General features: G+C 60.7%; 13 protein-coding genes. 6 read left to right on the top strand and 7 right to left on the bottom strand.

The features are described from left to right. Positions 1-259: 259 nt before the first annotated feature. From gltA to ACSQ20_RS24625, 7 genes are all read right to left on the bottom strand, one after another. Positions 260-1,561 (bottom strand): citrate synthase, encoded by a 1,302-nt coding sequence (gene gltA, locus ACSQ20_RS24655; protein WP_436025106.1) that lies wholly within the window; start codon positions 1,559-1,561, stop codon positions 260-262. A 66-nt stretch (positions 1,562-1,627) separates the two neighbouring features. After that, on the bottom strand, positions 1,628-1,903 hold the full coding sequence (locus ACSQ20_RS24650) for a succinate dehydrogenase assembly factor 2 (protein WP_436025104.1): 276 nt from the start codon (positions 1,901-1,903) through the stop codon (positions 1,628-1,630). 1 nt (position 1,904) lies between these two features. Beyond that, positions 1,905-2,606 carry a succinate dehydrogenase iron-sulfur subunit gene (locus ACSQ20_RS24645; protein WP_436025102.1) on the bottom strand — a complete coding sequence of 234 codons (702 nt, stop codon included), beginning with the start codon at positions 2,604-2,606 and terminating at the stop codon, positions 1,905-1,907. A gap of 28 nt (positions 2,607-2,634) precedes the next feature. Next, positions 2,635-4,410, bottom strand: a complete 1,776-nt coding sequence (sdhA, locus tag ACSQ20_RS24640; protein ID WP_436025100.1) for a succinate dehydrogenase flavoprotein subunit — start codon at positions 4,408-4,410, stop codon at positions 2,635-2,637. Positions 4,411-4,414: 4 nt separating this feature from the next. Next, positions 4,415-4,783: a succinate dehydrogenase, hydrophobic membrane anchor protein gene (gene sdhD / locus ACSQ20_RS24635; protein ID WP_436025098.1), complete on the bottom strand. Its 369-nt coding sequence runs from the start codon at positions 4,781-4,783 to the stop codon at positions 4,415-4,417. Between the two features lie 3 nt (positions 4,784-4,786). After that, the gene (sdhC, locus tag ACSQ20_RS24630; protein WP_436025096.1) at positions 4,787-5,200 is read right to left on the bottom strand and encodes a succinate dehydrogenase, cytochrome b556 subunit; all 414 of its coding nucleotides are present in this window, start codon (positions 5,198-5,200) and stop codon (positions 4,787-4,789) included. A 116-nt stretch (positions 5,201-5,316) separates the two neighbouring features. Further along, complete coding sequence (locus ACSQ20_RS24625) at positions 5,317-6,114, bottom strand: GntR family transcriptional regulator (protein WP_436025889.1); 798 nt, start codon at positions 6,112-6,114, stop codon at positions 5,317-5,319. Between the two features lie 388 nt (positions 6,115-6,502). Between ACSQ20_RS24625 and ACSQ20_RS24620 the strand changes: the two genes are divergently transcribed. The 6 genes from ACSQ20_RS24620 (at position 6,503) to ACSQ20_RS24595 (ending at position 12,850) form a co-directional block, all read left to right on the top strand. Then, positions 6,503-7,486 carry a malate dehydrogenase gene (locus ACSQ20_RS24620; protein WP_436025094.1) on the top strand — a complete coding sequence of 328 codons (984 nt, stop codon included), beginning with the start codon at positions 6,503-6,505 and terminating at the stop codon, positions 7,484-7,486. A 190-nt stretch (positions 7,487-7,676) separates the two neighbouring features. Continuing rightward, the gene (locus tag ACSQ20_RS24615; protein ID WP_436025092.1) at positions 7,677-8,693 is read left to right on the top strand and encodes an HpcH/HpaI aldolase/citrate lyase family protein; all 1,017 of its coding nucleotides are present in this window, start codon (positions 7,677-7,679) and stop codon (positions 8,691-8,693) included. Next, entirely contained in the window at positions 8,690-9,604 is a 915-nt protein-coding gene (prpB, locus tag ACSQ20_RS24610; RefSeq protein WP_436025090.1) for a methylisocitrate lyase, read from the top strand. Before ACSQ20_RS24615 ends, prpB begins: the two co-directional genes overlap by 4 nt. Next, positions 9,601-10,770, top strand: a complete 1,170-nt coding sequence (gene prpC / locus ACSQ20_RS24605; RefSeq protein ID WP_436025088.1) for a bifunctional 2-methylcitrate synthase/citrate synthase — start codon at positions 9,601-9,603, stop codon at positions 10,768-10,770. The genes prpB and prpC overlap by 4 nt, the downstream gene beginning before the upstream one ends. Positions 10,771-10,888: 118 nt before the next feature. After that, the gene (locus ACSQ20_RS24600; RefSeq protein WP_436025086.1) at positions 10,889-11,374 is read left to right on the top strand and encodes a hypothetical protein; all 486 of its coding nucleotides are present in this window, start codon (positions 10,889-10,891) and stop codon (positions 11,372-11,374) included. A 24-nt stretch (positions 11,375-11,398) separates the two neighbouring features. After that, complete coding sequence (locus tag ACSQ20_RS24595) at positions 11,399-12,850, top strand: bifunctional 2-methylcitrate dehydratase/aconitate hydratase (RefSeq protein ID WP_436025084.1); 1,452 nt, start codon at positions 11,399-11,401, stop codon at positions 12,848-12,850. Positions 12,851-12,895 lie beyond the last annotated feature (45 nt).

Genomic DNA, 12,895 nt, shown 5'->3' with positions numbered 1-12,895 from the left:
GCCCAGACCGAAGGCGGCTGCGGCGAAACAGCTACCGATAAATGCTTAACGGCATCGTTTACAGAAAGTTTATCGATTGCAGCACTTACGGAGCGTATGTCGAAACGGCAATGGGTGCCAAGATTGATTCCGATCAACGCGATGAGTATCAAGGCAAAAACGGCCCGATCAGCGTATGCCGATCGGGCCGTTTCGGTCAGGCTGACCGCCTGCCGCGTGTGAGCACTCGGCGTCTCGCGACGCGAACACTCGGGTTCGCTCAACGTTGCGAAATCGGCTTCGCCTCGCGCACCTCATGACCCACGAACAACTGACGCGGACGACCGATTTTCTGCTCGGCTTCCGAAATCATTTCGTTCCACTGAGCAATCCAGCCCACCGTGCGCGCCATCGCGAAGATGCAAGTGAACATCGACGTCGGGATACCCAACGCGCGTTGCACGATGCCCGAGTAAAAGTCGACGTTCGGATAGAGCTTGCGCGACACGAAGTATTCGTCTTCGAGCGCGATCTTCTCGAGCTGCATCGCGAGCTTGAAGAGCGGATCGTCGTGCAAGCCGAGTTCTTCGAGTACTTCATGGCACGTTTCGCGCATCAGCTTCGCGCGGGGGTCGTAGTTCTTATAAACGCGGTGACCAAAACCCATCAGCTTCACGCCGGAGTTCTTGTCCTTGACCTGCTTGATGAACGTAGGAATGTTGTCGGGTGAGCCGATTTCCTCGAGCATGTTGAGCGCCGCCTCGTTCGCCCCACCGTGAGCCGGCCCCCACAAGCATGCAATACCAGCCGCAATACACGCGAACGGGTTCGCACCCGACGAACCGGCCAGACGCACCGTCGACGTCGATGCGTTTTGTTCGTGGTCCGCGTGCAAGATCAGGATACGATCGAGCGCGCGCACGAGCACGTCGTTGACCTTGTACTCTTCGCACGGGTTCGAGAACATCATGCGCATGAAGTTCGCGCTGTACGAGAGGTCGTTCTTCGGATAAACGAACGGCTGACCAATGCTGTATTTGAAAGCCATCGCCACGAGCGTCGGCAGCTTCGCGATCATGCGGATCGCCGATACATCGCGGTGATGCGGATTGCTGATATCGAGCGAGTCGTGATAGAACGCCGATAGCGCGCCCACCGATGCCACGAGGATCGACATCGGGTGCGAATCGCGACGAAAACCGCGGAAGAAGAATTGCATCTGCTCGTGCACCATCGTATGACGCGTGATGGTGTCCACGAATTCGGTCTTTTGCGCCGCGTTCGGCAATTCGCCCTTCAACAGCAAATAGCAGGTCTCGGGGAAATCTGCATTCTGCGCGAGGTTGTCGATCGGATAACCGCGGTAGAGCAACTCGCCTTTGTCGCCGTCGATGTACGTGATGGCGGAATTGCACGATGCCGTCGACATGAAGCCCGGGTCATACGTGAATTTGCCGGTCTGGCCGTAAAGCTTGCGGATGTCGATCACGTCCGGGCCCATTGTGCCCTTGTAAATCGGCAGTTCCACACTTGGCGAATTGTCGCTGAACGACAACGTGGCTTTAACATCTGACGGAGTCATAGCATCCTCAATCGAAGGTAGAACGGTTTTCCGGTCATGCGCGCGAGAGCGCCCCACATGCGACGCTCACACGACGCGCAAAAGCCCCAGCACCCGGACGACAGCCGGGACGGAAAGGTCGCCTTCCGGTTCCTTGCGCGCGAGAAGCAAGTCCATCAGGTCGTTATCGCTCAGCTCGAGAAGGCGCGTCAGCGCACCTACATCGTCGTCGCTGAGACTCTGTTCGTAGCGGCTGAAAAAGCGCTCGAAGATCAGATCATTTTCCAGCAGACCCCGCCGTGCGCGCCAACGTAAGCGCGCGCGACGTAGCGGGTCGGATTGATGCGAGGCTGTTGCGTTCATCTCAAACAGTGCGACGCACCATCAACTCCTTGATCTTGCCGATCGCCTTGGTCGGATTGAGGCCCTTCGGGCACACGTCGACGCAGTTCATGATCGTATGGCAACGGAACAGACGGTACGGATCTTCCAGGTTATCGAGGCGCTCGCCCGTCGCTTCGTCGCGGCTGTCCGCGATAAAACGATAAGCCTGCAACAGGCCCGCGGGACCGACGAACTTGTCTGGATTCCACCAGAAGCTCGGGCACGAGGTCGAGCAACTCGCACACAAGATACACTCATACAGCCCATCGAGTTCGTCGCGCTCTTGCGGCGACTGCAAACGCTCTTTCTCGGGCGGCGGCGTATCGTTGATCAGGTACGGCTTGATCGAATGGTACTGATTGAAAAACTGTGTGAAGTCACAGATCAAATCGCGCACCACGGGCAGGCCCGGCAGCGGACGCAGAACAATGCGCTGCGGCAACTCGTTCAGGTTCGTCAGACACGCCAACCCATTCTTGCCATTGATGTTCATCGCGTCCGAGCCGCATACGCCCTCGCGGCACGAGCGGCGAAACGACAAGGTCTCGTCGAGCGCCTTCAGTTTGACGAGCGCGTCGAGCAGCATCCGCTCATGCTCGAGTTCGAGCTCGTACGTCTGCATGCGCGGAGCCGCATCTTTATCCGGGTCGTAGCGGTAGATTTCAAAAATACGTTTTGCCATTTTCAGCTGTCCTTGGGAATGGGCCGCGTTAGAACGTCCGCGCCTTCGGCGGCACCGATTCGACCGTCAGGGGCTTCATGTGTACCGGCTTGTAATCGAGGCGATCGCCTTCGCTGAACCACAGCGTATGGCGCATCCAGTTTTCGTCATCGCGATGTTCGTAATCGCTTTGGGCGTGAGCGCCACGGCTTTCCTTGCGGGCTTCGGCCGACACCATCGTCGCGCGTGCCACTTCGATCAGGTTCGCGAGTTCGAGCGCTTCGACACGCGCCGTGTTGAATACCTTCGACTTGTCCTTCAGATGCACGTGTTCGACGCGTTCGGCCAATTCCTTGATCCGCTCGACACCTTCGGAAAGCAGCTTCGAGGTACGGAACACGCCAGCATGCGCTTGCATCGACGAACGAATGTCGCCGGCAATATCTTGCGTGTATTCGCCCGAATTCGACTTCTCGAGCTTGTCGAGGCGCGCGAGCGAGAAATCGGCGGCATCGGCTGGCAGCGGCTTGTGCTCGTTGATTTCCTTCACATGCTTGGCAATGTGGTTGCCGGCCGCGCGGCCGAACACGACGAGGTCAAGCAGCGAGTTCGTACCGAGGCGGTTCGCGCCGTGCACCGATACGCATGAGCATTCGCCCACCGCGTAAAAGCCGTTGACAGGCTCTTCGTGGCCGCGCGGCGTACCGACGACCTGCCCGTGGATATTCGTCGGAATACCGCCCATCTGATAGTGGATGGTCGGCACAACCGGAATCGGCTCCTTGATGCAATCGACGTTCGCAAACTTCAGCGCGATCTCGCGAATCGACGGCAGACGCTTCATGATCGTCTCCGCACCGATATGCGACAGATCGAGCAGCACGTGGTCCTTGTTCGGACCCACGCCGCGGCCTTCCTTGATTTCCTGGTCCATCGAACGCGAGACGAAATCGCGCGGCGCCAGATCTTTCAGCGTCGGCGCGTAGCGCTCCATAAAGCGCTCGCCGTTCGCATTGCGCAAAATGCCGCCTTCGCCGCGCACGCCTTCGGTGATCAGCACGCCCGCGCCCGCCACACCCGTCGGGTGGAACTGCCAGAACTCCATGTCCTGCAGCGCGATGCCCGAGCGCGCAGCCATGCCGAGCCCGTCGCCGGTATTGATGAATGCATTCGTCGACGCAGCGAAGATGCGGCCAGCGCCGCCCGTCGCAAACAGCGTGCATTTGCCCTCGAGAATGTAGACGTCGCCCGTCTCCATTTCGAGCGCGGTGACGCCGAGCACGTCGCCATCGGCATCGCGAATCAAATCGAGCGCCATCCATTCGACGAAGAACTGCGTCTTCGCCTGGACGTTTTGCTGATAGAGCGTGTGCAACAACGCGTGACCGGTACGGTCGGCCGCGGCGCATGCCCGTTGAACCGGCTTTTCGCCGTAGTTCGCCGTGTGGCCGCCGAATGGACGCTGATAGATCGTGCCGTCCGCGTTGCGATCGAACGGCATGCCGAAGTGCTCGAGCTCGTAGACGGCATTCGGCGCTTCGCGGCACATGAACTCGATGGCGTCCTGGTCGCCGAGCCAATCCGAGCCCTTGATCGTGTCGTAGAAGTGATAGTGCCAGTTGTCTTCGCTCATGTTGCCGAGCGACGCGCCGATGCCGCCTTGCGCGGCAACCGTATGCGAACGCGTCGGGAACACTTTCGAGAGCACGCAAACCGACAGACCAGCACGCGCGAGTTGCAGCGAAGCGCGCATCCCCGAGCCGCCCGCGCCGACGATGACCACGTCAAAGCGGCGACGCGGCAGAGAATTCTTGATTGCAGCCATTCTTTTACACTCTCCAGAGAATCTGAGCAGCGTAGCCCGCACAGGCGAGCAGCCAGACGATCGTCAACGCTTGCAGGGTGAGGCGAACACCGACGGGCTTCACGTAGTCCATCCAGATGTCGCGGATGCCAACCCACGCGTGATAGAAAATCGACAGCAGCGTGACGAACGTCGCGAGCTTCATCCATTCCGTGGCGAAAATCGATGCCCAGCCTTCGTAGGAGAAATCGCGCGCGCCGAAGAACCAGACGAGCAGAATGACGGTGTAGATCGCCATGACGGTGGCCGTGATGCGCTGCGCGAGCCAGTCGCGCAGGCCGTAGTGCGCGCCGACGACAAGACGCTTCGGGCCGATTCGGTTATTGGCTGCCATTTCTTAGAAAGCTCCGAATAGTTTCAGCGCAAAGGCGAGCGTCAGGATCGAGGACACCGCCAGGACCACAATGGACGTTTGCTTGCCGCCTTCTTTGCTCACGGCGTGATGCAAGTCCATGAACAAGTGGCGCACACCGGCGCAAAAGTGAAAGAGGAACGCCCACGCAAGAACCAGCGTGATCAGCTTGACGATGATATTGGAGAGGAAGAGCTTGAAGACTTCGAAGCTGAGTTCGGAAGTGAGGCTCTGGTCGAAGAGGAAGAGCAGGAAGGGAAGGAAAACGAACAATAGTGCACCGCTCACTCGATGCAGAATCGACACGCGTCCCGCCAGAGGAAGACGATACGCCGTCAAAATCTGACCGATACCGATGTTCCGGAACTCCGGCCTCGGCTTTTTTACGGCTTCTGCCATACTAGACCCCTACGTTTGTAGTCACACTAACCCGCGATTTTAGCGCCTTTTTATGCCGCGGCGCAGCGAAAACCCTTGAAGACGATTGCCGAGGCCGGCCACTGCGGCTCTCAGCCCTAGCTCAAGTCATTCTGATAGTGGTACCCGGTTGTGACATACCAACCGCGGCGCACCTCGACCGGCCGGTCACCATACGTATAGGACACACGCTCGACCGACAGCAACGGGAAGCCAGCCGGTACGCCCAGCAACTCGGCGACTGCGGGTTCGCCCGCCACGGCCCGGATTTTCTCCGATGCGCGAATCATCCGCGTGCCGAACTCCGCCTCGAACATCGCGTAAAGCGGCCCCTTATACTCGCTCAACCGCTCGAACGTCAGGCCGCGAAACACGGCGCCCGGTAACCAGATCTCGTCAAATACGGTCGTGACGCCGTCGAATTGAAGCAAACGCCTGATCTGCACGGCCGGGTCGGCCGGCTTCAATTCGAGCTGGCGCGCGATCTCCGCCGGCGCCCGCAGCCGGCGGCATTCGAGCAACTTGCTCACGTGCGGATGCTCGGCGCCGTCGTCGGCCAGCAATCGCAAAAAGCGAAACTGTGCGCGATCTTCGTTGTGAGTCGCAACGAACGTGCCCTTGCCCTGGCGGCGCACGAGCAGGTTCTCGGCTGCGAGTTCGTCGATCGCCTTTCTGACCGTGCCCTGACTGACCTTGTAGCGCGCCGCGAGCTCCACTTCACTCGGGATGATCTCGCCCGGCTTCCATTCCCCGGACTCGAGGCCCTGCGTAATAAGGCCTTTGATTTGCTGGTAAAGCGGGCTGAACGTGGGCGAAGAGGAAGCCGCGCCCACACCGTCGCCGGGTTGGCCGTTCTGATTCGCCGTGCTCGCCTGGTTCGCATTCATGCCGCGCATTTCAACATAAAGGCTCGCTATGCGTCCAGGCTTTCGTGCGCGATTCATGTGTCTTATATAAGACATAAGATAAGGTTGACTTTGGGCAGACGCACTCCTACACTGCGTCGCGAACCGCGCTTGCGGGCCGGCCCGGCGGCGGCCCGCAGCGAGAGAGAAACGCGGCATCGTGCACATTGTTTGGTCGCACGTTGCCTGCACGGCCCGTGCCGAGCGGCGTCGCACGTTTTTGTATATCGCACGTGGCAAGCGCCAAGCCGCGGCGAGCAGCCGGTTCGAATCAGTTTCCGCCGACACGCTTCGCGTAACACGCATAAAATGGCGGTTTCCCTAGCGTAAGACGCACCAAAAACGCATCAACGCATTGCATCGTTCTGGAGAGTTCTCAATGGCTAAGTCCGCTAAGCGCGTTGCCGTCACCGGCGCCGCAGGTCAAATCGGTTACTCACTGCTCTTTCGCATCGCCAACGGCGATCTGCTCGGCAAGGACCAGCCCGTTATCCTGCAACTGCTCGATCTGCCGCAAGCGCAAGGCGCCGTCAAAGGCGTCGTAATGGAACTGGAAGACTGTGCGTTTCCGCTGCTCGCCGGCGTGGTCGTGACTGATGACCCGAAGGTCGCCTTCAAAGATGCCGATGTCGCGTTGCTGGTCGGCGCCCGCCCCCGCTCGAAGGGTATGGAGCGCAAAGACCTGCTCTCGGCCAATGCCGAAATCTTCACCGTGCAAGGCCGGGCGCTCAATGAAGTGGCAAGCCGCGATGTCAAGGTGCTCGTGGTCGGCAATCCGGCCAATACCAACGCTTATATCGCGATGAAGTCGGCCCCCGATCTGCCGAAGCAGAACTTCACGGCCATGCTGCGTCTCGACCACAACCGCGCGCTTTCGCAGCTTGCAGCGAAATCGGGCAAGCCGGTCGCGTCGATCGAAAAGCTCGCCGTATGGGGCAACCACTCGCCGACGATGTACCCGGACTTCCGTTTCGCCGTCGCCGAAGGCCAGTCCCTCACGAAGCTCATCAACGACGACGAATGGAATCGCAACGTCTTCATTCCCACCGTCGGCAAGCGCGGCGCAGCTATCATCGAGGCACGCGGTTTGTCGTCGGCGGCGTCCGCTGCGAACGCGGCCATCGACCACGTGCATGATTGGTTGCTCGGCACGAACGGCAAGTGGGTCACGATGGGCATTCCGTCGGATGGCTCTTATGGTATTCCCGAAGACATCGTCTACGGCGTGCCCGTGACGTGCGAGAACGGCGAATACAAGCGCGTGACGGGCCTCGAAATCGATGCCTTCTCGCGCGAGAAGATGGACTTCACGTTAAACGAGCTCCTCGAAGAGCGCGACGGCGTGCAGCATCTGCTCGGCTAACACGTACCGAGGTACCGGCCCGCGCCGCCTATACGAGCATCAGCGGCGCACGGGCTGGTGCCTCGCTGCGATAAGCGCGGCAAACGGAGCGGGCTCCATGCCGCGTTTGCCGCAGGGGCGCAAAGGCGCACGATAGCGCCCGCCCGAATCCGCTTTTCCTCACGACGACCGAAGCTGCCTGACGCCGAAGATGCGCGCCCTCACCCCCGCCGAAGTGCTGTTTGAAGGCGAAGCCCCGCCTGCAATCCTGCCCGTTTGCGATCACTACGCGGGCAGCGAAAAGCTGATGCTCAAGTCGCTTGCGTTGCAGGCACAGCTCGGGCCGATCTTCGACGTCACGCTCGATTGCGAGGACGGCGCGCAAGTCGGCCACGAAGCGGAGCATGCCGAGCTCGTGGCGTCCATGCTCGGCAGCGAGCACGATGCGTTCGGGCGCGTCGGCGTGCGCATTCATGACCTCCACCACAGCCATTGGCGCGACGACGTTCGCATTATCTTGCGCGCCGCGAAACGGGCGCCAGCCTACATCGCGCTGCCGAAGGTGCGCAGCGTCGCCGATGCCGCCGAGATGTGCGCGTTCATCGAAGCCACACGCCGCGAGCTTGGCATCGCGAAACCGATCCCGGCGCAACTGCTGATCGAGACGCACGGCGCGCTCGCGCAAGTCTTTCAGCTCGCGGCACTGCCGACGGTCGAGGCGCTTTCTTTTGGGCTCATGGACTTCGTCTCGGCGCACGACGGCGCGATTCCCGATACCGCGATGCGTTCGCCCGGGCAATTCGAGCATCCGCTCGTGCGGCGCGCCAAGCTCGAGATTGCGGCTGCCTGCCACGCGCATGGACGCGTGGCCTCTCATAACGTCAGCACCGAAGTGCGCGACATGCATATCGTCGAGACAGACGCGACGCGCGCGCGCGATGAATTCGGCTATACGCGGATGTGGAGCATTCACCCGGCGCAAGTACCGGTTATCGTCGCCGCGTTCGCGCCGCGCGACGAGGCAGTGGCGACTGCTGCCGAGATCTTGCTGGCCGCTCAGGCCGCACAATGGGGGCCAACGCGCCACCGGGACACGCTGCACGATCGCGCGAGCTATCGTTACTACTGGTCGGTGCTGCGGCGCGCACGCGCGACGGGCAGACCGTTGCCGGCCGACACCGCGCCGCTCTTCGGCGCATCTGAGTCTTCCGCGGAGACTGCACGATGACGATGACCACAACGACGTCAGCCACGCCCCGCCCTACCCCCGGCGCCGCGTTTCGCGCCGCGCTCGCCGATGCGAAACCGCTGCAAGTGGTCGGTGCCATTACCGCGTATGCGGCGAAGATGGCCGAAGCCGTCGGCTTCAAGGCCGTTTATCTCTCGGGCGGCGGCGTTGCCGCGAACTCGTTGGGCGTGCCCGATCTCGGTATCAGCACGATGGAAGACGTGCTGATCGATGCTCGCCGCATCACGGACGCCTGCTCGCTGCCGCTGCTTGTCGACATCGACACGGGCTGGGGTGGCGCATTCAACATTGCACGCACTGTCCGCTCGTTTATCAAGGCGGGCGTCGCGGCCGTGCATATCGAAGATCAGGTCGGACAAAAGCGCTGCGGGCACCGGCCCGGCAAGGAATGCGTGCCAACTGCCGAGATGGTCGATCGCATCAAGGCGGCGGTCGATGCGCGCACCGACGATTCATTCGTCATCATGGCCCGCACGGACGCCGCGGCGGCAGAAGGGCTCGAATCGGCCATCGAGCGCGCAGTGGCCTATGTCGCAGCGGGCGCCGACATGATCTTTGCCGAAGCCATGAAGACGCTCGACGATTACCGCCGCTTCAAGCAAGCGGTGAACGTGCCGATTCTCGCGAATCTGACCGAATTCGGTTCGACACCGCTTTTTACGGTCGATGAATTACGGCAGGCCAATGTCGATATCGCGTTGTATTGCTGCGGCGCGTATCGCGCGATGAATGCGGCCGCGCTCAATTTCTACGAGACGGTGCTGCGCGACGGCACGCAACAAGCCGCGGTGCCCACCATGCAAACGCGCGAAGATTTATATCAATATCTCGGCTATCACGCGTACGAGGACAAGCTCGACGCTCTCTTTGCTGCACACAAATCATCATGACCGAAGCCGAACGGGTCTCGTCTCCGTCGTCGGGCTTCAAGCCCAAGAAATCGGTCGCGCTATCGGGTGTGAGCGCGGGCAATACCGCCCTATGCACCGTTGGGCGCACGGGCAACGACTTGCACTATCGCGGCTACGACATTCTCGATCTGGCCACCGCCTGCGAATTCGAGGAAATCGCTTACCTGCTCGTGTACGAAAAGCTGCCCACGCAAGCCGAGCTCACCGCTTACAAAAGCAAACTCAAGGCGTTGCGCGGACTGCCCGCGAACGTGAAAGCCGCGCTCGAATGGATACCGGCCGCGGCGCACCCAATGGATGTGATGCGCACCGGCGTATCGGCGCTTGGCACCGTGCTGCCGGAAAAAGACGATCACGCTATTGCCGGCGCACGCGATATCGCCGATCGCCTGATGGCCTCGCTCGGCTCGATGCTGCTTTACTGGTATCACTACTCGCACAACGGCCGGCGCATCGAAGTCGAAACCGACGACGATTCGATCGGCGGGCACTTCCTGCATCTGCTGCACGGCAAGGCGCCGTCCGAATCGTGGGTGCGTGCGATGCATACTTCGCTCAATCTTTACGCCGAACACGAATTCAACGCGTCGACGTTTGCCGCGCGCGTGGTTGCCGGAACCGGCTCGGACTTTTACTCCGCCATCACAGGCGCGATTGGCGCATTGCGCGGGCCAAAGCATGGCGGCGCCAACGAAGCGGCATTCGATATCCAATCACGCTACACCACCCCGGATGAAGCCGACGCCGACATCCGCCAGCGCGTGGCGGCCAAGGAAGTGGTGATCGGCTTCGGGCATCCGGTCTACACGATCTCGGACCCGCGCAACAAGGTCATCAAAGAGGTCGCGAAAAAACTGTCGAAAGAAGCCGGCGACATGAAGCTGTTCAATATCGCCGAACGGCTCGAGGCCGTGATGTGGGACGCGAAGCAGATGTTTCCGAATCTGGACTGGTTCAGCGCGGTGTCGTATCACATGATGGGCGTGCCGACCGCGATGTTCACGCCGCTTTTCGTCATCTCGCGCACCTCGGGCTGGAGCGCGCATGTGATCGAGCAGCGCATCGATAACAAGATCATCCGGCCCAGCGCGAATTACACCGGTCCCGAAAATATGAAGTTTGTGCCACTAAATAGGAGAAAATAGCGACCGCCGCGCCACGGAAGGCCCGGTTGTCCAGGTCGAGCGTCTAAGCCGCGTCGCGCGGCGATATCTCGATATGGGCTCGTCTCCGTCTCAAAGTCATTCGAAAGGTCCAGATTCCATGAAGAAATTGCTGCTCGTCTCCCTCATTGGCACGCTGTCCGCCACGCTCGTCGTCACGGCCACCGACGCGGCCGCGCAATCGACGCCGTCGACCACGACGAAAAAACCGGCGCCGAAGCATCGCCTCGTCAAACGCAAGTCTAACGCGACGCCCGCCAAAGCCGATCCGGTGCCGGAAGGCTCGGTGGAGTGGGCCTGTAACGAAGGCGCCCATTTCGAGCTCAAGGGCGACATGAAGCGCGACCAGATCGTGACCGTCCATTGGGGCACGAAAAACTACAAGCTGCCGCGCGAAGCAACGACGACCGGTGCGGACCGCTTCCACGACGTCGCAACGGGCATGGACCTCGTCGTGATCCCGACGAAAGCGATGCTGTTTTCCGATAAGGACAGCGCGCGCCTGGCCGACGAGTGCAAGACGCCGGAAATGGCACAAGGTTCGCCGGCTCCGACGCAATCCAGCGTGCTGCAAAAGAGCAACTGAACGGCTTAGCCCGAACGCACGATCATGTCCGCATCGATCCCCAACGTCAGACCGGCACCCGACCAGGTGCTGGTCGACATTGCCGACTACGTTCTCGACGCGCGCGTCGATAGCGCGCTAGCGCTCGACACGGCGCGCAACTGCCTGATCGATACGCTCGGGTGTGGACTCGAGGCGCTTTCCTACCCTGCCTGCACCAAGCTGCTCGGCCCGATCGTGCCCGGCACGATCGTCCCCAACGGGGCGAAGGTGCCGGGCACGCCGTTCCAACTCGACCCTGTGCAGGCGGCGTTCAACATCGGCGCCATGATCCGGTGGCTCGACTTCAACGACACATGGCTCGCAGCCGAATGGGGCCACCCGTCCGACAACCTCGGCGGCATTCTGGCGACGGCGGACTGGCTCTCGCGCAATGCCGTCGCAGCCGGCAAAGCGCCGCTCGTGATGAAAGACGTGCTCGTCGCGATGGTGAAGGCACACGAAATTCAAGGCGTGATCGCGCTCGAGAATGCATTCAACAAGGTGGGGCTCGACCATGTGTTACTCGTGAAGCTAGCGTCGACGGCCGTCGTGGCCCAGATGCTCGAGCTCACGCGCGATGAATTGATCAACGCTATCTCACTCGCATTCGTCGACGGACATGCTTTGCGCACGTATCGGCATGCGCCGAATACCGGTTCACGCAAATCGTGGGCGGCCGGGGATGCAACTTCGCGCGCCGTGCGGCTCGCGCTGATCGCCAGAACCGGCGAAATGGGCTATCCGTCCGTACTGAGCACGCCCACTTGGGGCTTTTACGACGTGCTGTTCAAGGGTAGGACGTTCGCGTTTCAGCGGCCGTACGGTTCATATGTGATGGAGAACGTTCTCTTCAAGATCGCGTTTCCAGCGGAATTCCACGCTCAGACAGCTGCTGAAGCGGCCATGACGCTACATGCCCGGTTGCAAGCGGCGGGCAAGCGTGTCGACGATATCGCGAAAATCACGATACGAACCCACGAGGCGGCCATTCGGATCATCGATAAAAAGGGCCCCCTTGCTAATCCGGCCGACCGTGATCACTGCATTCAATACATGGTGGCCGTGCCACTGATTTTCGGGCGCCTCACGGCGGCCGATTACGAAGATGCCGTTGCAGCCGATGCACGTATCGACGTTCTGCGCGCGAAGATCGCATGCATCGAAGACCCGCAGTTCACTCGGGACTATCACGATCCGGATAAACGCTCGATTGCCAATGCGCTGACGATCGAGTTCAACGACGGTTCGCGCTTTGATGAGGTCGTCGTCGAATACCCGCTCGGGCACAAGCGCCGCCGCGCCGAAGGTATTCCGCTCCTCGTGGAAAAATTCAAGACGAATCTTGCACGGCGCTTTGCCGGCAAGCAACAACAAAAGATTCTCGATGTATCGCTCGACCAGGCGCGGCTCGAAGCCATGCCCGTTCATGAATACGTCGATATGTACGCGATCTGACGTACATGACGCACATGACGTACACCCAATGCAACGCAATGACTC

This window comes from Trinickia sp. LjRoot230 (assembly GCF_964253315.1).
Classification (GTDB): Bacteria; Pseudomonadota; Gammaproteobacteria; order Burkholderiales; family Burkholderiaceae; genus Trinickia.
The sequence above is the reverse complement of the archived record's forward strand: the minus strand, read 5'-3'. Positions and strand labels throughout refer to the sequence as shown.